Here is a 26,373-nt window from a genome sequence, read left to right on the forward strand (position 1 = left end):
TAAAAAAGCTCGTAAAACATTATGTTTTACGAGCTTTTTCTTATTATTGTACTTGCTCTAAGCCATTTTGAGTAATCTTGAAGGAAATCTCTTTAAATTTTTTCGCATCCCCTTTTCCAATTAACTCACCAGTTTTATACCAACTTAAACGATCAGATTCTGCATGATACACTTTTACTACATCACCATACTCGAACATCATACCATTTACTTGCTCAGCAAAATTCTTTGAAGTCTCTTGTCCTTCTGCCGTTACATGCTTTTTCTCGGTTCCATTTTGATCATATACCGTAAGTCCTATATACTGTTCATTTACAAAACGATAATGTATTTCACCATCAGTAAATGTTGCATGTAATTTCTTCGCATCATGATTTAAGGTAACGATTGAACGCGTTACATCAGCCACACCTTGGTATACTATACTATCTCCATACATCACTTCTAATGAAGCTTCCGTCACTTTCTTATTACCAAAGCGATCTTTTGTTTCTACTTTTACTTTTTGTTCACCAATTTTTGTTGTATTCGGTTTTTCTACAAATCCGAGTACTTCTCCATCTTTCACTTGAACAAAGTTTTTTGCATCTAATTTTTCAGCGTCTGTTCCAATTACTACTTTTTGTGGTACTGCTGTTACTTCTTGCCCAGCTTCCATTCTTTCAAAGCCGTTTTCAGTAATTTTGAAGACTAGTTCCTTTATCTCTTTATTCTTTCCTTCTCCCGCATATACACCTTTTTTGTACCAGTGTAGGCGTGAAGATTCTGCATGATATACTTTCAACATATCTCCATACTCAAATGTTAATCCATTTACTTCCTTGGCAAAAGCTTTCGTATTTTCCATACCTTTTATCGCTATATTTTTCTTCACTCTTCCTTCTTTATTGTACAGAGTAAATTCAAAATACTTCTCATCTTTAAAGTAATCATGAATCAAATTATCCGTATCTGTCGCACTCATTTTTTTCGTATCATGATGTAACGTTATAATCGATTTCATATCGTCACTACCATAACTTAATCCATATACAAATAGGCTATCTCCATAAGTTACTTCTACTGGAACTTCCGTCACTTTCTTATTTCCGAAACGATCTTTCGTTTCTACTTTTACTTTTTGTTCACCAATCTTTGTCGTATTTGGTTTTTCTACAAATCCAACTACTTCTCCGTCTTTCACTTGCACAAAATCTTTTGCTTCTAATTTTTCAACGTCTGTTCCAATTACTAATTTTTGTGGTACTGCCGTTACTTCTTGCAGAGCTTCTAATCTTTCAAATCCATTTTCAGTAATTTCAAAGAATAATTCTTTTATTTCTTTATTTTTTCCTTCTCCCACATATAAACCTTTTTGATACCAATGTAAACGTGAAGACTCTGCATGGTATACTTTCACCACATCTCCATATTCAAATACTAACCCATTTACTTCCTTGGCAAAAGCTTCTGTATTCTCCAAGCCTTTTACCTCTATATTTTTCTTCTCTTTTCCCTCTTTATTGTACAAGGTGAATTCAAAATACTTCTCATCTCCAAAGTAATCATGAATCAAATTATCCGTATCTGTCGCACTCATTTTTTTCGTATCCTGATGTAACGTTATAATTGATTTCATATCGTCACCATCATAGCTTAACCCATATACAAGTAAACTATCTCCATATGTCACTTCTAATGGAACTTCCGTCACTTTCTTATTTCCAAAACGATCTTTCGTTTCCACTTTTACTTTTTGTTCACCGATTTTCATTGTATTCGGTTTTTCTACAAAACCAATTACTTCTCCACCTTTTACTTGAACAAAGTTGTTCGCCTCTAATTTTTCAGCGTCTGCCCCGATTACTACTTTTTGCGGTACTGCTTCTACTTCCTGTATACCGTCTATTAGTTCATATCCTTGTGGAGTAATCTTAAAGAACTTTTCTTTTTTATTCTTAGCTCCACCTTGCTCTACAAGTTTATTACTTTGATACCAATCGAAACGACTTGGTTCTGCATGATATACTTTCATAATATCGCCATATTGAAGTTCAACACCTTCAAGTTGCAAAGCAACTTTTTTAGAATTTTCTTGACCTTCTATAGAAATATTTTTCTTTTCATTTCCGTCCTTATCATATAAGGTAATCCCTACATACTTTTCATTTTTAAAGCGCTCATGGAACTCATTACCAACGAAAGAAACGTTGATTTTCTTTTCATCATGAAGGAGCGTTATAACAGAATTTACCTCATCACCGTAACCTTTAAATACCATAGTATCTCCATAAAGACTGTTAACTGGAACAGAAATGAAATTCCTCTGTTCTTTCTCATCCTCAATTTCTACTAATACCGCTCTTTTTCCAACCTCTAAATCCAGCCACATAATTCTACCTGTTACTTTTACATTTTCACCTAAATTTTGAACAAGACTATTTGCTAGATTTTCATTAAAATTCGCACCAACGATGAGATCTTGTACCACATTAGACGCTTCACCATAAGGAAGCCCGCCGTATGGTTTCACTTGTTTTTCACGAATAATATTACTATCTGTTGCTTTCCATATTTCTTTTTCTAATTTAGGTAAATTTAAATTTTCGATTTTCCCTCTAACCTCATCATTTGGACCTAATCCCCATTTCTCAAAAAACGGTACTAAGTTTTGTTTAGCCGCTTTCGATGCCATATAAATAAACATTTGCTTTTTATCTTCATCTGAAGCAGGCATTTCAGATTCTGGTAATAAGCGATACATTTGATGTAAATTAGGGTAAAAATGCTCTCCATAAGCTAAATCAAGTTGCCAAAACATTACTAGTTTCTCGAATTCTTCCATATTTTTTTGAGCATCAGGATTATCTAAGTAAGCAAAAGCTTTTTTATAATGACCATCTTCTTCTAGACTTGATTTATTGCCTAACATTCTTTGAACCGATAATGAATATATATTTACTGTTACTTCTCCTACACCTGACCAAAACCAAGGAGCTTGCTGATGTAAATGCCCTACTTCATGCCACGGTCCCCAGCCATCTCCTTGTAATCTCTTTATATTTAAAACCCTATCCATAGTCTCTGGAACATACCCTGTATGATAATGAGTAGCAAACATCCAATCATCTTTATCTGGTTTTCTCTTTTCAACAAATTGGATATAGTGGTTTGGAGCTTTTGACACCCCTATACCATCTTCAGATAATCCTGCTACAGAATTTTCAAAGCGAATAATCTTATCATGTAGCCTCATTAATTCTACTGGATCCGTCTCTCCCATATAGTTTTCCACTGCTTCAGGACTTGCAGTAATTAAACTTCTCTCACCCTTCAATTCAACTGCATAAGGATTTTTATACTTCTTTAACATTGCATCCCAATCTTTTTTTGTGTGCTTCCCTAAGATAAATAATGGAAAATGACTTCCTCCATGAATAACTGAAGCTGTTACTTCGCCATCATTATTCATGTTATAAAAATATAGTATTCCACCTATTGAAGATGAAATATTATTTTCACCAGGTTTTAACTCAAATTCTTCAAACCCTTTTTCATCATATGACTTCGTTCCTATGAACGCTTTAATAGATTGCGTTCCTTTTATTTCAATTTTAATTTCTTCATTTGGACCAGCATAAATTCCAGTTGGTTCATTCGCTGAAAGTACATAACGTACTTTTAAGCGTTTTTGCTCTTCTTCAATACTACCTTTCCCAGGCAAATGAAACGTTCTCTGCTCCAAACGATTCTCTTTACTCTCTTCCAACTGCCCGCCCTTATTCTCTTCCAAAGGCGCCGCATATCCTTTCGATGCTTCGAAAGCTACTGGTGATAATAATGTAGATATACAAATACCAGCTACTAATACCCTACTCTTTTTCTGCTTTGACATAATCTGTGTCCCCTGTCCTTTTTTTAGACAAACCATCCTATATATTCATTTAATAAGAAATCCTATTATTTTTATAAAAACATTTAACGAATAGACTAACGCCTCTCGCACCTATATCAATTACTTCCGCATTTCTCTAAATGTATTCGCTTTCTTACATTGTAAAATTTTTCATGTATTATGCCCTCCTCACTTCACTCTACTTGTGATGAGTTCTCTTCTTACATAAAAGAAACATAGTAAAAGATATATTTTAGTCTCGTCATCTATACATCTAAAAATAAAACCTTACATTTTCTTCATATATGACCACCTATAGGTAGTTTTTCCAACTGAATTGTACACGCTTTACACTTTGTTTGATAGACTTTTCAATTAGAATAATGTTACAATTTTGTGAATTTAATCTATTTATTGTAACGTTTGGATTTTATTATATTTTGTTATTTCCAAATAATTTTCTCAACATAAAAACAGTGTTTTATCTAATTAATAATTATCTTGATATAATTTTAAATTTCATATATAAAAAGCATTGGTTAACACCAATGCTTTCATCCTTACCTTTTATATTGATTCGGTTTATGCGGTTCATTTGGAGTATGTGGTTTATTATTATCATGACCATTTCCTTTTTTCCAACTCACTGATAACTCCGGACTTGTTTCTTCTTCACTACGCTCAAGTAATACAACTGCATTTTGAATTGTGGGTGTACCTTTATGTGCAATCCCTTGTAGCTTCGTTAATTTCCCGATTACTTTAAAGCTAAATCCACCAGCTGGTGTTTGTTTCGGAATTAAAATGCGGAACTTCTCTCCTACATTAAATTCTGTTTTTGTTTCGCCCTTTTCATTTGCAAATTTCACGCCCGCTGGTGCACCTGTTGGTTGCACTTTATACGTTCCGCTTTTTGCATTTGTTTCTACTGTATATAAGCCTGTTTCAAAGAAATCATTTTTCAATACCGCTTCTTGTTCTTCTGTTGGTACGACACTCATCGTAATTTCTTGTAACTCTTCACTAGCGCTAGCTTTTGCAACGATATCTTTCGTCACCTTTTCTACATTTTTATTACGGAAATCTAAATCATTAATATCGATTTGTTTTAACGCATTCCATACTGCAAGCTGCGTTGCATAATGAGCTTCTCTCCAATCAGAAACACCTAATTCTTGCGGGCTCTTTTGTGGATATCCATTCAATAATACGCGATATACGTTAATATCCACTTTCCCCATTTCCGGTAAATCTTGACCGCTTGGAGATTTTAAATCTACATTTAAGCAAAAAGCAATTTTGCCATCTGCCGTTTTAATAAGCTCTGTTCGAATTGGTTTCTTCTTGGACTTACTATAACTCCAATCCATTTGATACTTTGTATGGTCCATCACTTCTGCGAATGCTTTTTGAAGTGGGAATAACACAAATAAAACACTTAAAAACATAGCTAAAAGTTTGAACGATTGCTTTATATTCATGTTCACAGCCCCTTAATAACAAACTTAATACTAAGTAGTATTTAATTAGAAAATATTTTTATACAAAAAAAAGAGTGCTTTTACGCACTCTTTTTTCTTACCTTAATCTTAGAAATCGAAGTTATCAGGATCTGGACCAACGCGGTGATTTTGATTTAACGCATCGATTTTTTCCATATCTTCTTTCGTTAATTCAAAGTTAAATACATCAGCATTTGCAATAATGCGGTGTTCTTTCGTTGATTTTGGAATTGTAATCACTCCATTTTGAAGATCCCAACGTAAAATAACTTGCGCTGTTGTTTTGCCATATTTCTCAGCAATCTCTTGTAATGTTTCGTTATCTAATGATTGACCTTGCATAAGTGGTGACCATGCTTCCATTTGAATACCTTGTTCTTTACAGAAAGCTTGTAATTCTTTTTGTGTTAAACGAGGGTGGTATTCTACTTGGTTAATCATTGGCTTAATTTCTGCATCTTTCATTACATCTTGTAAGTGGTGAATTTGGAAGTTACTTACGCCAATTGCACGTACGAGATTTTCTTTATAAAGTGTTTCTAGCGCTCTCCACGTATCTTTATATTTTCCTTCTACAGGCCAGTGAACAAGATATAGGTCTAAATACTCTAGTTCTAATTTCTTTAAGCTCTCTTCGTATGCAGCAATTGTTTCTTCGTATCCTTGATCTGCGTTCCATACTTTTGAAGTGATAAATAATTCTTCTCTTGAAATACCAGTCGCTTCAATACCTGCACGGATTCCTTCACCTACAGCTTTTTCATTTCCGTAAATTGCAGCTGTATCGATGCTACGGTATCCTGCTTTAATCGCTGATTTTACAGCTTCTACAAGTTCTGGTCCTTCTTCTACTTTAAATACACCTAAACCGAACCAAGGCATTTCTACACCATTATTTAATACTGTTTTACTTTGTAAGTTTTTCATTTTATTTTCTCTCCTTTTATTTTACTTGATCTCTTTTTTCTAATGTCATGCTCCACGCTGTTAAAATCACAGCACCTACTACCATAATTCCGCCTACCCAAGCCGTATGAATTAATCCTAACGAGTTCGTTACAATACCGCCCAAGTAAGCACCAAGAGCAATTCCTGCGTTAAATGCTGCGATGTTAATCGCCGATGCTACATCAACAGCGCTAGGTACAAACCTCTCAGCCAAGATAACGACATACACTTGTAGCCCTGGGACATTCATAAACGCAAATAGTCCCATAAAAATAATTGTAATGAATCCAGCAACTTTAAATGGTGCTGTAAATGTTAAAACAAATAATACAATCGCTTGAATAAAGAACATGTAAAATAACGCTCGAATCGGATTATGATTTGATAATTTTCCACCGACCATATTCCCAATCGCAATTGCAATTCCATACACTAACAAAATAATTGTAACGGTACTTGCTTTAAATCCTGTTACTTCTTGTAATAACGGAGATAAATACGTAAATGTTACGAACGTTCCCCCATATCCTAATGCAGTAATAATAAATACAAGTAACAGTCTTCCATTCGTAATCAGCTTAAATTGATCGCGAAATGATACGGACGTACCTTTTTTTAAATTAGAAGGAATTAGCATACTATTGGCGATTAAAGCAACGATTCCAATGGCCACAATAACAATAAACGAGGCCCTCCAGCCAAATTGTTGACCGATAAACGTTCCAATTGGCACACCTGTAATAGTCGCAACTGTTAATCCAGTAAACATAATCGCAATGGCACTTGCACGTTTATTCTCAGGTACAAGAGCAGCCGCAATTGTAGATCCAATTGACATAAAAACACCATGTGCAAATGCAGATACAACCCTCGCAATAAGTAACACAGTAAAACTTGTTGCTACTGCCGCAATGCCATTACCAATAATGAAAATAATCATAATCCACATTAATAACGTCTTTCGCGACATACTAGCTGTTAATGACGTTAATACTGGAGCACCAAACGCTACTCCTAATGCATATAAAGAAACAGTTAACCCCGCTGTTGTAACAGAAACATGTAAATCCTCTGAGATAGATGGTAATAAGCCGACACTAATAAATTCAGTTGTACCAATTCCAAACGCACTAATTGCTAGTGCTAATAAAGCAAACATACTTCTCCGATTCGTCTGTACTGCCGAAGAAGATACTGTATATGAATTCAATTGAACTCCTCCTTAATGCGAGAAATCCAATCATAATAGTATGATAAAAAGGCCTTTTTATCTTCTACAAAAATAACTTTACTGTTGATATACGCTATTATGAATGGCTTTACTCTTTTTTTGAAGAACGCACTTAAAAGTACGATAGGTACCTAAAAGTAACATAGGCACTTTTTAGTACCGTACTACTCATTTCCCTCTTACGTATGCTATTATGGAACATATTCAACATGATAAAAAGTACGTACTTTAAAGTGCTATAGGCACTTTTTAGTAACATTTAATTATTTAGCTTCTTTTGTTGGAGAACTTAAATCTACATTCATCAAAGGAGATTTTTATATGAAAAAATATAATATTCCCGTTGAAGCGACTTTAGAGGTTATCGGTGGAAAATGGAAGGTTGTTATCCTTTGTCATCTAACGAAAGGCACAAAAAGAACGAGTGAACTAAAACGTTTAATGCCTGGGATTACACAAAAAATGTTAACTCAGCAATTACGTGAATTAGAAGACGATGGGGTCATTCAAAGAAAGGTATACAATCAAGTACCACCAAAAGTAGAATACTCACTTACAGAATACGGTTGGTCTTTAGAATCCATTCTTGATTCTCTTTGTACTTGGGGCGAATGCCATCTTGAAAAAAGCGGTAACACATCGATGCTAATTGTAGAAGGTGAATAATAGGAAAAAGGAAAAAACGAACATAAATTTGCTCGTTTTTTCCTTTTTTTCTATATATATATGTACATTTCTAACTGAAATAAAATATTTTATACACTTTCATACCTTGTCAGTACTACGTTATACACTCAATATCAAATAATTAGGAATCATTTTTATGTTAACATAGGTGCATATAGTATATAATATAGGATATATATTATATACACTTTCCGGTAGCGGAGCTTTTCCATTATGCGGACAAGCCATGTATCGGACAGTTCATAAATGATAAGTGAGACGTTATGGTTTTAGATTTATGTTTGCAGCTTACTTGCTGTCGTAAATTTAAAGGCATTTTATTGTGTTTTGTGAAACTTTGTATAAAGTTTCGCAAGCGTTTACTATCTTACTTATCAAAAAATAAGAGTATTGCTATCGTAAAGGAGAATTGGAGATGCCAGAAACTATGACTCAAACAAAGCCAGAACAAGAAACTGTACAAATTTCTGCTAGCCAAGGACAACTTGATGTACTTGATCAGTTGTTAAAACCTGAGGTACAAGAATCATTAACAACACTAGTAGAACAGCTTCCAAAATTAACTGAGCTTGTTAACATTTTAACTAAGTCTTATGACTTCGCTCAAACTGTTGCTACTGATGAAGTATTAAAAAGCGACACTGTTGGTGCAATCACAGAGCTTGTAGAACCTGTAAAAGATACAGTGAAAAGCATGGCTGCTACTGCAATCGAAGCGAAAGATCGTGCTGACGAAAGTAACGAAGTTATTGGCCTATTCGGTCTGTTAAAATTACTAAAAGATCCACAAGCACAAAAAATGTTCCGCTTTGTGAACGCATATCTTCAAATTAGTGCAGAACGTAACAATAAATAAGTTAACTTATAACAACAATTAGTAAAGACGGGGGATATCATACTATGTCAAAACAAATTGTCATCTTAGGCGCTGGTTATGGCGGTCTTCTTGCCGCTTTAAACGTACGTAAATATTACAGCAAATCAGAAGCACAAGTTACAGTGATTAACCAATACCCAACACACCAAATCATCACTGAACTACACCGCCTTGCAGCTGGTAACGTGTCTGAGCAAGCAGTTGCAATGCCACTTACAAAGCTTTTCAAAGGTAAAGATATCGATCTTAAAATCGCAACAGTTGAGTCATTCTCAGTTGATAGCAAAGAAATCAAACTAGCTGGCGCCACTACTTTATCTTACGATGCACTTGTAGTTGCTTTAGGAAGTAAAACTGCTTACTTCGGTATTCCAGGACTAGAAGAAAACAGCATGGTATTAAAATCTGCTGCTGATGCAAACAAAATCTACAAACACGTTGAAGACCGTATTCGTGAATACGCGAAAACGAAAAACGAAGCTGACGCTACAATCGTAATCGGTGGTGGCGGATTAACTGGCGTTGAGCTAGTTGGTGAGCTTGCTGACATTATGCCTAAACTTGCAAAAAGCCACGGCGTAAATCCAAAAGAAGTTAAACTTCTTCTTGTTGAAGCAGGTCCAAAAATCCTTCCAGTATTACCAGACCACTTAATCGAACGTGCAACTACTAGCCTAGAAGCACGCGGCGTTACATTCTTAACTGGTCTTCCTGTAACAAACGTTGCTGGCAACGAAATCGACTTAAAAGACGGTCAAAAACTTGTTGCTAACACATTCGTTTGGACAGGCGGCGTACAAGGTAACCCATTAATCGGTGAATCAGGTCTTGAAGTTAACCGTGGACGTGCAACAGTCGATGCATACCTACAATCTACTTCTCACAAAGATGTATTCGTTGCTGGAGACAGCGCTGTTGTCTTCGCTCCAGACGGACGTCCATACCCACCAACTGCACAAATCGCTTGGCAAATGGGTGAGTTAATTGGATACAACTTATACGCAGCACTAGAAGGCAAAGCATTCGAAGAGTTCGCACCTGTAAACTCTGGAACACTTGCTAGTCTAGGACGTAAAGATGCTGTTGCTACAATTGGAGCAAGCAATACTCCACTTAAAGGCTTACCAGCATCATTAATGAAAGAAGCAAGTAACGTTCGTTACTTATCACACATTAAAGGTCTATTCAGCTTAGCTTACTAATCTGAATATAAGCCCGAATCATGCCCTGCATGGTTCGGGCTATTTTTATCCGTAATTTTCTCTAACTTATTTATTCGGCAAAAAAATTATATACCCTTTAAATTTATCTAAATATACTGACTTTTAACAATGAAAGCTGTCCCGTTCGGAACAGCTCTTATTGTCGCTTTTTGTCGGTAAATCGATATATCGGGAAAATCGCTGATATATTCGGATTTGCGCTGATATATTTCGAGTTACGGTCGATATATTCAAAAAATCGCCGATATAATTTTTTCACCCTCTTCATTATCCTAACTTCACAAGGCTGTAGTTCTTCTTCCCTTTACGAATAATAATAAATCTTCCATCAAACGAATTTTCTACAGTAACATCCGTACCCACATCTGTTACTTTCTCACCATTCATAGAAATCGCACCATTATTAATGTCCTCGCGTGCTTGTCGTCTAGATGGTTCGATTCCTAAATCGACTAGCCACTCTACGATGTTTTTCGTCTCTTTTGAAGACTGAAATGTTGGCATTTCTTTAAAGCCTTGTTCAATTTCATCAGCTGTTAACGATTTAATATCTCCGCTAAATAACGCTGCTGTGATTTTTTCAGCTTGCAGGAACGCCTCTTCTCCATGAACGAATTTCGTCATTTCTTCTGCTAACACTTTTTGTGCTTCACGTTTATGAGGCTCCGCTTCTACCCTCGCTGCTAATTCATCAATACGCTCTTTCGTTAAGAACGTAAAGTATTTCAAGTATTTAACGACATCACGATCATCTGTATTTACCCAGAACTGGTAAAATTCAAACGTTGTCGTTTTTTCAGGATCAAGCCAAACCGCACCACCTGCTGATTTACCAAACTTCGTACCATCCGATTTTAATAATAATGGAATCGTTAATCCGAATACTTTCGCCTCATGACCTTCTAACTTACGAATTAAATCTAAACCACTCGTAATATTTCCCCATTGGTCACTACCACCAATTTGAAGTTGAACATCCTCTTTCGTGTATAAATGATGGAAATCCATCGCTTGCAAAATTTGGTACGTGAATTCCGTGAAAGAAATACCTGTATCTAAGCGGCTTGCTACAATATCCTTCGCTAACATGCTATTGATGCTAAAGTTTTTCCCGTAATCACGTAAAAACTCAATAATATTTATTTCATGTGTCCAATCATAGTTATTTACCATCTTCACTTCGCTATTTCCGCCAAAATCAAATAGCTTTTTCATTTGTGCTGTTAACGCATCTACATTATGCTGAACCACTTCTAACGTTTGAAGCTGACGCTCTGATTGTCGTCCACTCGGATCACCAATTGTTCCTGTTGCCCCGCCAATTAAAATAACAGGATGATGGCCAGCTAATTGGAATCTCTTCATCATCATAAACGGAATCAAATGTCCGATATGCATACTATCACCAGTCGGATCAACTCCGCAGTATAGTGAAATCTTTTTCTCTTCTACTAGCTTGCGTAAACCTTCTTCGTCAGTCTGCTGATTAACGGCGCCGCGCCATTCTAATTCATCAATAATATTCATCTTTTGTCATCCCCTTTATTTTTTAAAAACAAAAAAGCCCTACGTCTACGATAGACATAGGGACGATTATTCACCGTGTTACCACCCAGTTTGCATAAATAGCATAGCTACTCATACCACTCTTAGCAATAATATCGATTGCTAGTCCGCTTAGCATTACCTAAGATACTCCAGAGTGTAATTCGCAAGTTTGTTTGTGCTAGGTTACAGCAACCCCTAGCTCTCTCGTTAACAGTGACAAACTGCTACTGGGCTCTTTCAACGTATGTTATTTGTTAAATTATTAGCCATTATATTGAATCGAAAACAAATTGTCAACAATACCCAAATATTATTTTAAAATAATTCACATCTTCATACGTATTTCTTTATTCCTTATCTTCTCCAATAATCCTTACTTCTCGCTCTAACTTCACGCCAAATTTCTCTTCAACTGTCTTTTGTACGAAGTGAATTAAATCGATGTAATCTTGTGCTGTTCCGTTATCAACATTCACCATAAACCCTGCGTGTTTTAAAGAAACTTCTACCCCACCAATTCGCTTACCTTGTAGTCCTGAATCTTGAATTAACTTACCAGCAAAGTTATTTGGTGGGCGCTTAAATACGCTACCACATGAAGGATATTCTAGAGGCTGTTTTGACTCACGTTTAAACGTTAAATCATCCATTTTGGCTTTAATTTCTTCATGTACACCTTCTTCAAGTTCAAATCTCGCTTCAAGAATAATGTAATGGTTGTTCGCAAATACACTCTTACGATATCCAAATTCAAATGCTTCTTTCGTCAAAGTACGTAGTTCTCCATCACCTGTCATTACGACAGCTTCTGTTAATACAAACGAAATTTCACCGCCGTATGCACCTGCATTCATATATAATGCTCCGCCAACTGAACCTGGAATACCACAAGCAAACTCAAGACCCGTTAAATTATGGTCTAGGGCAATACGTGATACGTCAATAATTGCTGCACCACACTGTGCTACAATCGTCGTTCCTGTTACAGTAACACCTGTAATATGAATTAAACTTACTGTAATCCCGCGAATTCCACCATCTTTAATAATGACATTCGATCCATTTCCTAAAAACGTAACTGGAATATTATATTCGTTCGCATATTTGATAACTTCTTGAATTTCATCATAATTTGTAGGCGCAACAAAAACATCTGCTTTTCCGCCAACTTTAATATGCGTATGATTCTTTAACATTTCATCTTGTTTAACATGTCCTTCAGGCAATACCGTACTTAAATATTTATAAACCTCTTGCATATTCATTTTACGATTCCTCTATTTCTATATTCATTTTATCCCGTTATACGGGCCCATAATATCCCCACGTACATGAAAGAACCTAAAGTGGTGGATACAGTGTACCCAAAATCAATTCGAGACACCTATAAACCTCTTAATTTATAAGAGGTGCCACTCATATTAAAATATATATTGCATAATAAAGCAACCCAAATGGACTACTAAACTTGACATGTCATCAGAAAGACAACAATTTGTAAAATATGTGACTTTTTCAAAACACTATCCCTCAGTATCTTACTATACCATACAAAAATAAAGTGGTATTTTTTTGTACTTTTTACTTTATTTACATCAATGAAAAAAGAGCACATCCGACAGAATGTGCTCTTTCTATACTCTTTATATTACTTTTCGTTCTCTTCTTTTTCTTTATCAAACCATAACAGCTCATCGTTATCAACTTCACCATTATAATTGATTAAAATTTCTTCTCCTGCTTTTATATCTTTATAAGCATAGAAGTTAAATGTATGATTCTCAAAAACGATGTCATACGTTGCATTCGGTGTATATGAATGATTAAATAACATACCATATCCTAAAAGGATTGCCGTATGATTGATCCCATACTCAAATGCGTAGTCAGCAAGTAACGTCTTCTCAATATGTTCATGCTGTTCATTCGGATAAGAGATAACTGGTGCGGCGTGTATCAACTCACCCTTTTTAATATCACGAGTTGCAAATACACCTCTATTAAATTCTCCATCACTAAGTTCAGAAGTCTTAACTTCGATCATATGCGTCACCTATATAATTCTTTCTTTGAAGTATTTTATTCCGCTATTTGCGGATAGCTTGATTGGTGAGGGCTAATAATCAGTATGTACTAGTCTCACTTTATCTCCTTAAGCTTGGCAGAAAACGCGCAGAAAAGCAATTAAATTCCTATCAAGTATTCGTTTCAATGAAAAAAGAGCACATCATTCGTGCTCTTTCCAAGTAATATTACTTTTCTAAAATATCTTCTAACAACTTCACTTGCTCGCTAACAGTTTGCAACGTCTTCACTGACGTATCATTTCGATATTTTTCTTCTTCCACACTCGCTAGCACTTCTTCTGTAGCTGTAGAAGTTTGCTGAATTACGTTAGAAGCATGCGTAACATCCTTTACGATATTCGTCGTTTTAACTTGGAAACTTTCTTGATGAACAACAACCTCTCGCATTACTTCATTAATTGCATCAATAAACTTCCCTAAATCAGTTACATTTGTTAAAACACTTGCTAACATCTCGTTACATTCTTCTTGTACTCTTTCTGACTTCTCTACCTGCACTTCTACCTTACTTGCTTGATTACTAAACTCCTTCAAAATCCCTTGAATTCTTCCCGCAGAACGATTTGATTCTTCAGCAAGCTTTAACACTTCACTCGCTACAATAGCAAAACCTTTTCCATGCTCGCCTGCCCTCGCAGCTTCAATATTTGCATTTAAAGCTAGCAAACTCGTCTGACTTGAAATATTCGTTATTACATCTACAATTTCATTAATTTGTTTCAATTGCATCATTAAATCTCTAAATATAATTCCAGACTGTGAAACAACATCATTTAAACTTCTCATGTTAGTTTCAAAATTTCTTAAAGTATGTACACTACCCTTTGAAATTTCTAAACTTTCATCCACACGAGCCGATGCAGTTCTTACTTGAGAGATGATTTGTTCAATATTTCCCTCCATATCATTCAATACTTCTACCGAGCGATACATCATCTCTGATTGTGATTGCGTACCAACTGCCACCTCTTCAAAGGCAAAATTAATCTCACTCATCGATTCCATCGACTTGTTCATATTTTGTCTTAAATGATTGAAATTACTATCTAGTTTCACAACTGTTTCTTCAATAAGCCTTTGCGTCTCTTCTAGCTCTTGTGCTTTTCTCATTACTTCTTGCTTCTCATCACTTAAACGAAGGAGCAGATTAGAACCGATTTTCGTGACGCCCCACATAGCGATTGTTACAATCGCTAACAAACTTGCAAAATTAGCAGCTTCAGACGAGGCTGTATAAGCAAAGAATTGCTCCGGCCAATAGCTACAAAGGATAAATGTAATCACAACAGCTACCCCGCCAAGAATTAAAATAAGGCGCTCACTTAAGTAAATAAGTGAAACAGCTAATGTGAAATAGACCATTTGAAATACAGCCGGGCTTTCATTAAAAGCTTGTACCATAATGTAAGACATTGTAAGCAACATAAATGTCATGATATATTTATACACTGATTCCATACTTTTTATAAAAGTAAAAATCGTTCCAAATGCAACGACAGAAATACCACAAATCCAAAACGCTATTGCTCTCTCTGTAAAAATATATCCATAATACCCAATTGCGATTATCCCAAGGAAGAAACTACAAATCGTTATAAACAGTAATAAATGATTTTTCTGTGATTCTTTCTCAAGGTTAGAAAAACAAGTCCTCTTTAACCACTCCATATGAAGCCCCACCTTCTACTTATACATATCAATTACTTCAGTTTAAATACCGCACTCACTGGGTTATGATCGCTATTTTCAAACTTTAAATCTTTCCCTTGTACATTTACAATCTCTACATTCGGTGAAACGATAAAGCCATCAATAATAGTAACGAAATTTTCACCTTCTACATATTTCTTCACATCATCTCTCACAGTCATAACAGACGGATCTACAGCCCACTTAAAGCCACCGTCCGTAAAGTCCTTCGGTAACTCTACTAACCACTCAGGACGCTCTTTCACGAACTTCGGATCACTTAATTGAGCGTTCGAAACTAATTGATTCCAATCTCCACCCATTATTACGTAATCACCTTTTTCATAATGTTTGTTCATATATTCTTTTAAATACTCTACTTGCTGTTTTCTAATTTTCCCGCCTTCATCATAAGCAGACAAATGTAAATTTACGAGTCTAACATGTTTCCCATTATTAACAGGAATTTTATATTCCACAATTGCTCGATCTAAATCAAACAAACGCTTTGGCCAAGGCTCCATTCCAGGAAGCTGGAACCTCTTCGCTTCTTGAACAGTGTATTTAGAAAACGTACTTAATCCAGCCTCCGCATATCCCATTGGATTTGTTATTGGCACTGGAACCCATTTCGTATCGTAGTTCTTGCCAAATGACGAAACATAATCAGGTAATCCTTTTTTCAAAAATTCATGTCCATTTACATCAAATGAACGAAGTGACTTTATATCAACTTCTTGTAATAGTGCAAAATCACTATTCTCATTTTGTAAAAACGAAAGCATATTCTTTAAATTAGTTTCCGTTTGCTCTTTACTACTTGAACCAGATCCCTTTCCGCCATCCATAAAGAAATCTTGATCCTTATCTAATCCAGCATATCCAATATTAAATGTTGTAACTTTAAATTCATGTCCAGTCGCTAATACGCGCTCCTTATTATTCTCCACCTTCAAGGCTATAACATCAACAGGCTGTTCTTTAGTAAGTGTCATATACGCTAGAAATCCCCCTACAATGCCCGCTACCACTAAAACACATGTAAATACGATTTTTAAAAATTTCTTCAAATAAATGACTCCTTTTCACGCTAATTTATTTTTCTTTATTTTCAGTCAAATAAAACAAAACGACACACATAAGAAACATTTTATCATAATTAAAACTGTATATCATTATATTTAGTTGATAAGTAATCAATCCCATTTTAATTACTTAAAAAACCTTCAGACATCAAAAAAAAGAAAAGTTACACCTACCTCCTCACTGGAAATTAAACGGTATTTTTAGTACACTATATGTAATAATCATAGGCGATGGAGTTCGCCATAAACGCTGCTTAGCTAATGACTCCTACCAGTATATATACTGGTAGGAGTCTATTTTTTTGAGCAAGCTATTTAAAGAGGTGAGAAAATTGATTTATATTATCGTCGGCATTGCCGGTATATTAGGAGCTCTTTCTCGTTATTATTTAGGTCTTAATATCACCACATTTTGGCATCATTCATTTCCATTAGCAACATTACTCATTAACTTAACCGGTTGCTTCTTCTTAGCGTGGCTAACTACTTATATCGCTCGGCTAAACATCTTACCTTCAGAGATTATCACAGGCATCGGGACTGGATTCATCGGTTCCTTTACAACTTTTTCAACATTTAGTGTAGAAACTGTGCAATTGATCAATCATTCTGAGTGGAGTATAGCCTTCTTATATGTATCATGTAGCATACTTGGTGGCCTCATTATGTCTAGTCTTGGCTATACACTTGGAGATTTCTTAATTAAGAAATCTCTTACGGAAGGTGATTACTCATGATAGAGGCTTTATTAGTCGCAACAGGAGGATTTTTCGGTGCGATTACACGATTTGCAATTAGCAATTGGTTTAAGAAAAGAAATAAAACACAATTCCCACTTGCTACATTCCTTATTAACATAACAGGGGCGTTTTTACTTGGATATATAATTGGAAACGGGGTCACTACAGGCTGGCAACTACTATTAGGTACTGGATTTATGGGGGCATTCACAACATTTTCGACGTTTAAACTAGAATCTGTTCAACTCCTCAATCGTAAAAACTTTAGCACATTCCTTTTATACTTAAGCGCTACTTACATAATTGGTATCGCCTTTGCATTCCTTGGAATAAAGCTAGGCGGAACATAAAAAAAGCGACTCTAACCAGTCGCTTTCTTTCATAAGAAGTATGTCCCGCCATATGGAATGGAAAATAAACCAGCTGGATGTACATCGTAATGTACAATTTGCATCGGAAGCTGTGAATACGGCATATACTGACTTTGCATCATTTGTGCAAAATATGCTTGTTGTTGCATTTGAATAGCTTGATTCACAGCATGAATAGTTCCCTGTGCCCCAGCCAAAGTAATAGCTGCTCCTACTTGTCTTCCATTATAAAAATGATGGTTCATCATGATTCATCTCACTTATTCTTTTTCTTCCATATGGTATGTTTCTATTTCATAGTGAGTGTTTTGTCCCTATCTATTGCCCTTTTTCAGCTTTGAAGTAATAAATCCAAATAATAATACACCAATACCACTAAGGAACAATACATAACTTATCGGTACTAGGAAAAAGAAAGGTTCTTCAAGGAATCCATCCGCTCCTACTTTACTGTTTGAAGCATGTATAGTTAAAGAAATAATTGCTAAAATCATGAAAGAAATAGCTACTACGTATTTATTTTTCATTTCAAATTCTCCTCTACTCGTGTAATTCTCCTTGGATCGTTAACATCATATTATCTAAAATGACATTAACAGTCAATAAGTATTTATCGTTTAACAATAAATACTTATTGATTAGACTAATAACAAAAAGGTTTGCAAAGCATCTTAAATCACTTTGCAAACCTTCTAAATTATAAAGTGAAACTTTAATCAGCTCTCACCAATTGGGCGTTTACGGGCAGCCCGACTCGCAAATAACGGAATAAATCTTTACGCTTCAAACCTCTTGCTTAATACAACATACATTGCGCAAAATAGCACAAATATCCCAGCATAAATTAACAAAATCTCTACACTAAACATATCCGACAATGGACCAAATATTATCATTCCTAAAGGAAGCGCACATGAATTCGCAATTTGTACAAGGCTAAACATCCGTCCGTGCATTGATGGTTCTACTTTCTCCTGCAATAACACAGTAACTGGTGTATTGAAGCACGGCATTGTTATACCAATTAAAAAGTTAAATACTAAATACATAATAAATACCGGAGCGATCCCTAGTCCAATCATAAGCAGTCCATATAATGCACAAGCTAGCGCTGTTGTATGCATACGATTACGAAAACCACCCCATGCCGCAATCAATATGCCACCAGCTGCCGCACCCGCACTAAAGGTCATCTCACTAGCAGTAAGTCTCTACATTTCAGCCCCGAAAGAACGAGTTACCATTAAAGGTGTTAAAAAAGCAGCTGGACTTATTAAAATCATGACGATAATCAATAAAACGATTAGCCTTTTAATAAATACATTTTCTTTTAAATAAGAGAACCCTTCTTTAATTCCTTGTAGATTAGATTTTTGCTTACTCTCTACATTCACATGTCCTTTCACCTGAATGACAAACATAATACTAATTCCAAACATAGCTGTAATAACATCAATAAAAAATGTTGTTTCAATGCTGGCAATAGAAAGAATCGCCGCACTTGCTGCTGGAGAAAGAAACATAATTAAAGATGTAATACTGCTATTTATTCCATTTACTTTCATCAGATACTCTTTCGGAACGATTTGCGGAATTAATGCATTCACAGCTGGCGTTTGTACTCCTGTTCCAGCTGAACGAATGAGTAACACAATAAAAAGTAACCAAATACTTTTATATCCTGTTAAAAATAAAATTGCTAAAACTAACGTCGCAATCGCTATAATCCCGTCCGATAACATAATCATCTTTTTGCGGTCATAACGATCAATCCAAACACCTGCAAACAAAGATATCGCAATTTGTGGTAGAAAACCGCAAACAGTTGAAATAGTCAACATCACTCCTGATGATGTTGTAAGGGTGATATACCATATAATCGCGTATTGCACGAGAGAGGAACCGAACAACGAAATAGTTTGAGCGGTCAAAAATAATATAATTTTCGTTTTCCAATTGTTTTCACTCATATGTTTCACACCCCATTAACTAATCCCGTCTCTATATGAAAAATGCTATCTGCCCAATCAAGATAAAAACTCGCTTCGTGAGATACGAGTATAATGCTGCCCTTAAACTTAATTAGCGCCTTTTGTAAAGCTTCCTTCGCTTCTGCATCTAAATGATTTGTCGGCTCATCTAAAATTAAGAAGTTACAAGGTGATAGTAATAATCCACACAGTTTCACCTTCGATTGTTCACCACCACTTAACGTACGAATTTCTTGCGAAACGTGCGTATCCTTCAAACCACATGCAGCTAAATGATGGCGTATTTCCTTCATATTCAGTTTAGGAAACTGTTCTGAAATAATTTGAAGCGGAGTTAAAGAATCATTGCTCCAATTTAAATCTTGCTCATAATATCCAATCTTTATTTGCTCTGAAAAGTGAAACTCTCCAGAAATACTAGCAATATTTCCAACGATTGTTTTTAATAAAGTAGATTTCCCTACTCCATTGAAACCTGTAATAACAATTTTTTGCCCACCCATTACTGAAAAATCCAACTTTGGTAAGAGAGCGAAGTCATAACCAACTTCAAGGTTATTTACTTCAAGAACTGTCTGAACTGAAATGGGAAGTTCCTGAAAATGAATAGACGGTTTATGAGTAAAACTTGGTGGCGCAATTCTTTCCATACGCTGCAATTGTTTTCGACGACCTTGCGCTATTTTTGAATTCACCCCGGCAATATTTCTACGAATATACTCTTCCGTTTTTTCAATTTTCTTTTGCTGTGCATAATATTGGCGAATATAATCTTTTCGCAAATGCTCCTTTTGTCTTACAAAATCTAAGTATTTGCCATAATACTTCTTAACCGTTCCGAACTCTACATCACATATGCAAGAAGTTACTTTTTCCAAAAAATCAAAATCATGTGATACGACAATAAACGCTCCTTCAAACTTCATTAAATAATTAGCAAGCCACTCCACATGCTCCTTATCGAGAAAATTCGTCGGTTCATCTAGTAATAAAATATTAGGCTCTTCTAATAAGAGCTTCGCTAAAATTACCTTTGCACGCTGACCTCCGCTTAATTCACCAATAACACGATCCATCCCAATCACATCAATACCTAGACCAGCTGCCACCTTATTTATTACGCTGTCTACTGAATAAAAATCACGAGCCTCCAGCTGCTCTTGCATTTCAGCTGCTTTTAGTAGTTGATTCTCATCTCCAGTCATCGCACTTTCTTCATATAACTTGTTCATTCTCTTTTCCATTTCATACAAATCATAAAAGGCTCTCTTTAAATATTGTGAAATGGTATAACCCTCATCAATTTCAGCGTATTGATCAAGATGCCCAATTTGAATATTGGGTTGCCACTTTATGTCTCCCTTATCAGGAATAATTTCCCCCACTAATATTTTCATTAATGTGCTTTTTCCTGCACCATTCTGTCCAACAATTCCCATATGCTCCCCTTTATGCAAATCAAAAGAAGCATTTTCGTATAATACTTTATCTATAAAACTATGTGATAAACTTTCAACTTTAAGTAAACTCATTTTTATTCCTCTTTTCCTGAAATTAAAAAAAGCAGAGAGATAGCGTCATTCGACACTAGCCCTCTGCTTCGTGGTTTTTCCTATACTACTCCAATTTACAGTAAAGACTCATCGGAATAATATACACAAAGGGCCATAGACAAAGCATTGTCTATGGCCCCTTAATCTATTTTATACACCAGCTGAAAAACCATAACGAAATAAGCATAGATATACTATACTTTTTTCGAAAAGTTATTCAGCCGATGAATATAGGGGATTTAAACCCCTTGATTAAGCTCCGTACAACGCTTCACCGTATACATTTGTGCGGAGCAAAGTTTTCTAATGAGTTTTACAAATTTTATATAAAGCATATTCTGCACCTTCCTTAATACTTAAAAGGGATTTTAGCATACGGTTTTACGAAGCGTCAACATTACTTCTGAATCTTTCAACTACTTGTTTTCAAAATATTGCTTCTGAAACATACACATTCTTATCGCATTATGATAGTTACCATCAACGAAAAACTCATCGATAAGCTCACCTTCTACCATAAACCCAACTTTTTTATAAACATGTACTGCCTTTTCATTTTCCTTATCCACAACTAAATATATCTTATGCATATTTAGTACAGAAAAAGCGTAATCCATTGCTAAACGCGTCGCATCCACTGCATAACCATATCCTTGATAATTCGGATCAATAATAATTTGGAATTCTGTTCTACGATGAATATAATCAATTTCTACTAACTCAACTAATCCAACCATTTCATTGTCTTTCTCAACGATAAATCGGCGTTCGCTTTGATCATGTATATGTTTATCGTATAAGTCTTGCAGCTCCACAAATGCCTCATATGGCTCTTCAAACCAATACGACATAATGTGCGCATTATTATTCAGTTCGTGTACAAACTTTAAATCTTCTCGTTCTAATGGACGTAACTTCAATTCCTGATTCATTCCTATAACCTCCAAGTAAAAAAACTCTTCACTTAATTTCTCAATTTTTTTCGATTTCAAACGCCCTAATTTCATTGTAAACTTTCAAGCAACTTGAAGGTCAAGATGTAAAAACTAATGTAAAAATATTATGCCGAAATTTATAACTAATTAATAAAGAATGTAGGTATTTACAGTAACTTAACGAAAAAAGAACAGTCTTTTTGCTTTCCAAAAAGCTCAGTAAGATAAAATAAAATTATAAATATATCATCGTTAAAAATTAAGAAAAGGAGCTGAATCTATGAGTATACAATATAGAAAATATGCGTTATCTGTAATCTCATTAGCCTTATTTACTCTTATTGGTTGTACTAATAATGAGCAAAAAAACGATATAAACGAGACATATACTTTTGAGGCTTCCAAAAAACGTGGTGATATTATTGAGAAAAACGATGAAGTTTATAACATAGAGAAATTAGATACTTTCGTAAAAAACTATAATTCAAATAAAGACGATTCAGTTAGAATTACTAAATTTAATAACAAGAACGAGCCTATTATTATTGATTTAACTGTAAAAAAAGAAAAGGAATCTACCTCCGTCTATTATGATGTCGACTACACAAAAACAAATGAGAAACTTAATGAAAACCAAGAGATACAATATTCGAATACTACATGTCAAAAGATAAAGAAAGATATTGAAGACAACAAAGTAACTTATAAATTAGAATGTCCTGACACTATTCATTTGATTACAGCCCCCAAAATCATAGGGTGGAAAATTCCACATAAAAAAGTAGTGCAAACTTACGTCTGCACTACTACTCTTTTCTCAAATCTCTCATATTCGATATGTATAAAGCAATAACTAAAACAAGAATTGCTCCCGCGTATAATAACGTCTCCATCGGTTCCTCATGAGACACAATAATCAACCGAATTAAAGCCGTAATTCCGATATAAATAAAATAACGTAACGGGAAATGATAATTCGATTTAAAATACTTAATAATTAATGCAATGAACTCGAAGTATAAGAAATAGACGATGATACTTTCAACCAATTTATAAGACGTATACTCTTTTGACGAAAAAATATACTGCACAAACGTGATCGTCTCATTCACTAAGAAAATCGATAACACAATGGATAATATAATTAAAGCTATATTTAATATCCATTGCAAAATACTAGCTATAACATGATCGATATTAAACGACTTCATTTTATCTTTAAACTCCCCTTCGTATAAGTACTTATTTATTATAGCAAAATTACGATTGGAAAGAAGTTAAATCATATATTCGTCCTTTGTTGTTGCCAGTATAGGCCAGATTTAGTGTGTGGAGAATTCTGTTTACAACCATACCTGACGAAACATGGAGAAACTCTTTCAAATTACCGTTCGTACATGTCGTACTAATGAGCAATGCATAATCTCGTATAGCACCCTCATGTGCCACTTTTGAAAAATCTTTACAACTTGTACAACGCCAACCCTTCTTAACTTTAACCATTGGAATAACTAAGCATTTCTCACATTGTACTCCATTTAGCAACTCCTCTTTTTCTATTTTATATTGCTCAAGTATATTTTGTTGAAGTGGAGAATGCTCCGCTATTATTTGATGAATGAGCCTATCTACATTATCTATAACTTTTTTCTTATATTTACTTTCAAACCACTTTATTTTATGAGGTAGATTTGCACTATGAATAATTGTATGAAGAAGATTGTCATCTGAAGATTTTATAATGGTACGAGGCGAGCTAATAACAACGAGGGACTCGATTGGAAGACTAGAAGAAAATCCATGTAAGCTTAACCATTTTTTAAGTTGTATTTCCTGCCTTTTTATTTGTAAAACAGGGTCTGGAAATCCCTCTGAATTTCCTTCTGTTATTCGGATAAGTTGATTAAACTTTGTATCAAATATTAATGTACCTGCTATATTTTTTATCTCAAGAAACAGAAGAAACTTTGTGGAAATGATAATAGTATCAATTTGAAAGTATTGATCATGATTAGATAAGCGAACATCATGTAAAACACTGTACTCTTTCTCAGAAATAAAACTAAGTGGATAATCAATCGCTTGCTCCCCTTTATACCCCGCCATGTGTTTTGCCAAGTTTTCTCCAATTATATTTCGTTTCGGATGATGTACAGGTAACCTTCTAAGAAGCGCTTCTAACTGTCTTATATAAATCGGTATTTTTCTTTCTTTCACAATCACCTCAAACACCCCTTTACAAATATATCAACGATTTTTTCAATATATCTATCACAACTAGCAATATATCAACGATTTTTCCAATATATCTATCATAACTTACAATATATCAACGATTTTTCTAATATATCGATCGGTCGACAATATCCGACACTACCTCACTTCAATCACTCACAGCATATCCTAGAAAAACACCTTCAGCAAAAACTTAAAATCGCATTTCCTCATAAAAAAACCATAACCCGATCCTCCAGCAAAGTTATGGTTTTTATCCTACAACGCCACTCTACCTATAACTTTGCCATGAATTCCACAAAATCCATTTGTGCCTATACCAACTTTCACCTTTTTCACAATGAAACTATATACGTTAAAATCGTTTCATAACGCTATTACTTCCGCATACCTACACTTTATATAATAACGGTACAGTACAAACAACGTACTGTACAAATATATGTGGGGGATTAACTATGAACGAAGCGTTACTATTAGTCGACATACAAAATGATTACTTTGAAGGTGGCAATATGGAATTACATCAACCTGAAAAAGCCGCACAAAAAGCGAAAGAAGTTTTGAAAGCATTTCGTGAAAAACATAAAACAGTTATTCACGTACAACATATTGCGAACAATGAAGGAGCTACTTTCTTCTTATCCGATACAATAGGTGTTCAAATTTATGATGATGTACAACCAATTGCTAACGAAAGAGTCATTCAAAAACATCACCCTAACAGTTTTTTAAGAACAAATTTATTAGAAACATTACAGACAGAGAAAATAGACCGACTAGTCATTTGCGGTATGATGACTCATGTATGTATTGATGCAACAGTACGCGCTGCCAGTGACTTCGGATTTCAATGTATTGTAATTGAAGATGCTTGTACAACAAAAGATTTAGAATTTCAAGGAAATCTAATCCCCGCAGTACACGCTCATCAATCGTTCATGAGTGCATTAGAGTTTGGTGATATTTATGCAACAGTCATGTCAGCAAACTGTTTTATAAACAAGAGCAAATAAAAAATTACAGTTCAAAAAAAAGAAAGGATAAATATCTTATTCTTTCTTTTTTCCATTGTCTTAATGACCGTATTTATACGATAATCACCATAATGTAAAACATCTGCAAGAGCCTCTTCTAATTGCTGATGCGAAGATGTGTGAAGAGTCATGACATAGCACCCATCGCCGCTTATACGATACATTTCAGTAATTACGTCCGTTTTTTCAAAAAAGTTTTGAATTTGATTATGATAGTGCGGTGCATGCAAAAATAGTGTAACAAAGGTCATAATAGATCCTTCTAGCTTAGCCCTGTTGATATTTATCGTATATTTTTGAATGACACCTGCCTCTTCTAATTTATGAATTCGTTTCCCGACAGCCTGACCAGTCAAATGTACTATCTCCCCAATTTCCTTCCAGTTCATTCTAGCGTTTTCTTGTAGTAATTGTATAATCTTAAAATCTGTTGAATCAAACATGGACATCCCCTTCCTATACGAAACGAATTCTATAAAATCTTCATTTCCCCTACAGTTTAGCTCGAAAATTTTGCAATACAATCGATTGGCTCCATTAGGAATTACATTATTGTTAACGACTTTCCTTCTTCATTACAATGTATTTGTTGGATTACTCGTAGGCACTACAACAAGCTAGCGATTTTTTATAAATATGAACATTTTTTAGGAATTAGTTTATCTTTTTTTAATGTTTTATTTAGAGGCAGTTTATAGTCGAGTATTAACATAAGAAACGTAGCAACTAAGTTTATATATGACGCACTGCTACTATAATC

At 34.8% G+C, this 26,373-nt stretch carries 22 protein-coding genes, 2 pseudogenes, 1 riboswitch and 1 other annotated feature; of the genes and pseudogenes, 7 read left to right on the forward strand and 17 right to left on the reverse strand.

All coding sequences use genetic code 11. The features are described from left to right. Positions 1–43: 43 nt before the first annotated feature. The 4 genes from AXW78_RS24410 to AXW78_RS24425 form a co-directional block, all read right to left on the reverse strand. A complete protein-coding gene (locus AXW78_RS24410; RefSeq protein ID WP_061884735.1) occupies positions 44–3,874 on the reverse strand; it encodes a putative mucin/carbohydrate-binding domain-containing protein in 3,831 nt (1,276 codons plus the stop codon). 560 nt (positions 3,875–4,434) lie between these two features. Then, positions 4,435–5,355 carry a thioester domain-containing protein gene (locus AXW78_RS24415; RefSeq protein ID WP_001022543.1) on the reverse strand — a complete coding sequence of 307 codons (921 nt, stop codon included), beginning with the start codon at positions 5,353–5,355 and terminating at the stop codon, positions 4,435–4,437. A 108-nt stretch (positions 5,356–5,463) separates the two neighbouring features. Beyond that, entirely contained in the window at positions 5,464–6,303 is an 840-nt protein-coding gene (locus AXW78_RS24420) for an aldo/keto reductase (protein WP_061884736.1), read from the reverse strand. A gap of 16 nt (positions 6,304–6,319) precedes the next feature. Continuing rightward, on the reverse strand, positions 6,320–7,483 hold the full coding sequence (locus AXW78_RS24425; protein WP_003303256.1) for an MFS transporter: 1,164 nt from the start codon (positions 7,481–7,483) through the stop codon (positions 6,320–6,322). A 393-nt stretch (positions 7,484–7,876) separates the two neighbouring features. On the opposite strand from AXW78_RS24425, the gene AXW78_RS24430 reads away from it, so the two are divergent. The 3 genes from AXW78_RS24430 (at position 7,877) to AXW78_RS24440 (ending at position 10,321) form a co-directional block, all read left to right on the forward strand. Beyond that, positions 7,877–8,221, forward strand: coding sequence for a winged helix-turn-helix transcriptional regulator (locus tag AXW78_RS24430; RefSeq protein ID WP_000760475.1), 345 nt, complete (start codon positions 7,877–7,879; stop codon positions 8,219–8,221). Positions 8,222–8,657: 436 nt separating this feature from the next. Next, positions 8,658–9,098, forward strand: coding sequence for a DUF1641 domain-containing protein (locus AXW78_RS24435; RefSeq protein ID WP_001115309.1), 441 nt, complete (start codon positions 8,658–8,660; stop codon positions 9,096–9,098). A 44-nt stretch (positions 9,099–9,142) separates the two neighbouring features. Then, the gene (locus tag AXW78_RS24440; protein WP_061884737.1) at positions 9,143–10,321 is read left to right on the forward strand and encodes an NAD(P)/FAD-dependent oxidoreductase; all 1,179 of its coding nucleotides are present in this window, start codon (positions 9,143–9,145) and stop codon (positions 10,319–10,321) included. Between the two features lie 288 nt (positions 10,322–10,609). Here the strand turns inward: AXW78_RS24440 and tyrS are convergent, their stop codons facing one another. From tyrS to AXW78_RS24465, 5 genes are all read right to left on the reverse strand, one after another. After that, the gene (tyrS, locus tag AXW78_RS24445; protein ID WP_061884738.1) at positions 10,610–11,869 is read right to left on the reverse strand and encodes a tyrosine--tRNA ligase; all 1,260 of its coding nucleotides are present in this window, start codon (positions 11,867–11,869) and stop codon (positions 10,610–10,612) included. Positions 11,870–11,924: 55 nt separating this feature from the next. Then, positions 11,925–12,140 (reverse strand) — a binding site (T-box leader). Positions 12,141–12,237: 97 nt separating this feature from the next. Continuing rightward, on the reverse strand, positions 12,238–13,155 hold the full coding sequence (murB, locus tag AXW78_RS24450) for a UDP-N-acetylmuramate dehydrogenase (protein ID WP_001057102.1): 918 nt from the start codon (positions 13,153–13,155) through the stop codon (positions 12,238–12,240). Positions 13,156–13,538: 383 nt separating this feature from the next. Next, entirely contained in the window at positions 13,539–13,934 is a 396-nt protein-coding gene (locus tag AXW78_RS24455; protein ID WP_000573649.1) for an SET domain-containing protein, read from the reverse strand. 208 nt (positions 13,935–14,142) lie between these two features. Then, positions 14,143–15,645: a DUF4077 domain-containing protein gene (locus AXW78_RS24460; RefSeq protein ID WP_046946662.1), complete on the reverse strand. Its 1,503-nt coding sequence runs from the start codon at positions 15,643–15,645 to the stop codon at positions 14,143–14,145. 32 nt (positions 15,646–15,677) lie between these two features. Further along, entirely contained in the window at positions 15,678–16,736 is a 1,059-nt protein-coding gene (locus AXW78_RS24465) for an endonuclease/exonuclease/phosphatase family protein (protein ID WP_000714053.1), read from the reverse strand. A 233-nt stretch (positions 16,737–16,969) separates the two neighbouring features. Next, a riboswitch (Fluoride riboswitch) is annotated at positions 16,970–17,029 on the forward strand. A 54-nt stretch (positions 17,030–17,083) separates the two neighbouring features. On the opposite strand from AXW78_RS24465, the gene crcB (AXW78_RS24470) reads away from it, so the two are divergent. Together crcB (AXW78_RS24470) and crcB (AXW78_RS24475) are read left to right on the forward strand one after the other, a co-directional pair. Next, positions 17,084–17,488 carry a fluoride efflux transporter CrcB gene (crcB, locus tag AXW78_RS24470; RefSeq protein ID WP_000639317.1) on the forward strand — a complete coding sequence of 135 codons (405 nt, stop codon included), beginning with the start codon at positions 17,084–17,086 and terminating at the stop codon, positions 17,486–17,488. Next, entirely contained in the window at positions 17,485–17,841 is a 357-nt protein-coding gene (gene crcB, locus AXW78_RS24475; protein ID WP_000568589.1) for a fluoride efflux transporter CrcB, read from the forward strand. Before crcB (AXW78_RS24470) ends, crcB (AXW78_RS24475) begins: the two co-directional genes overlap by 4 nt. Positions 17,842–17,870: 29 nt before the next feature. On the opposite strand, the gene AXW78_RS24480 is transcribed toward crcB (AXW78_RS24475), so the two are convergent. The 5 genes and pseudogenes from AXW78_RS24480 to speG form a co-directional block, all read right to left on the reverse strand. Continuing rightward, positions 17,871–18,110, reverse strand: a complete 240-nt coding sequence (locus AXW78_RS24480) for a DUF3947 family protein (protein WP_000980932.1) — start codon at positions 18,108–18,110, stop codon at positions 17,871–17,873. 66 nt (positions 18,111–18,176) lie between these two features. Next, positions 18,177–18,389: a DUF3955 domain-containing protein gene (locus tag AXW78_RS24485; protein ID WP_000792612.1), complete on the reverse strand. Its 213-nt coding sequence runs from the start codon at positions 18,387–18,389 to the stop codon at positions 18,177–18,179. Positions 18,390–18,638: 249 nt separating this feature from the next. Then, positions 18,639–19,832: pseudogene (locus AXW78_RS24490) on the reverse strand (MFS transporter). Between the two features lie 5 nt (positions 19,833–19,837). Further along, entirely contained in the window at positions 19,838–21,385 is a 1,548-nt protein-coding gene (locus AXW78_RS24495) for an ABC-F family ATP-binding cassette domain-containing protein (RefSeq protein WP_061884739.1), read from the reverse strand. A 437-nt stretch (positions 21,386–21,822) separates the two neighbouring features. Continuing rightward, positions 21,823–22,338 (reverse strand): spermidine N1-acetyltransferase, encoded by a 516-nt coding sequence (gene speG, locus AXW78_RS24500; RefSeq protein ID WP_001071092.1) that lies wholly within the window; start codon positions 22,336–22,338, stop codon positions 21,823–21,825. 283 nt (positions 22,339–22,621) lie between these two features. On the opposite strand from speG, the pseudogene AXW78_RS24505 reads away from it, so the two are divergent. After that, positions 22,622–23,092: pseudogene (locus AXW78_RS24505) on the forward strand (DUF4362 domain-containing protein); the annotation flags it as partial. Between the two features lie 55 nt (positions 23,093–23,147). Here AXW78_RS24505 and psiE read toward each other — a convergent pair. Continuing rightward, positions 23,148–23,552, reverse strand: coding sequence for a phosphate-starvation-inducible protein PsiE (gene psiE, locus AXW78_RS24510; RefSeq protein WP_000834707.1), 405 nt, complete (start codon positions 23,550–23,552; stop codon positions 23,148–23,150). A 49-nt stretch (positions 23,553–23,601) separates the two neighbouring features. Beyond that, the gene (locus AXW78_RS24515) at positions 23,602–24,558 is read right to left on the reverse strand and encodes a nuclease-related domain-containing protein (protein WP_002181000.1); all 957 of its coding nucleotides are present in this window, start codon (positions 24,556–24,558) and stop codon (positions 23,602–23,604) included. A gap of 476 nt (positions 24,559–25,034) precedes the next feature. Here AXW78_RS24515 and AXW78_RS24520 point away from each other — a divergent pair, with 476 nt between their 5' ends. Then, positions 25,035–25,592 carry a cysteine hydrolase family protein gene (locus AXW78_RS24520; RefSeq protein ID WP_061884740.1) on the forward strand — a complete coding sequence of 186 codons (558 nt, stop codon included), beginning with the start codon at positions 25,035–25,037 and terminating at the stop codon, positions 25,590–25,592. Between the two features lie 11 nt (positions 25,593–25,603). On the opposite strand, the gene AXW78_RS24525 is transcribed toward AXW78_RS24520, so the two are convergent. After that, positions 25,604–26,056, reverse strand: coding sequence for an Lrp/AsnC family transcriptional regulator (locus tag AXW78_RS24525; protein WP_225988997.1), 453 nt, complete (start codon positions 26,054–26,056; stop codon positions 25,604–25,606). Between the last annotated feature and the right edge of the window lie 317 nt (positions 26,057–26,373).

The organism is Bacillus thuringiensis, assembly GCF_001595725.1.
Lineage (GTDB): Bacteria > Bacillota > Bacilli > Bacillales > Bacillaceae_G > Bacillus_A > Bacillus_A thuringiensis_K.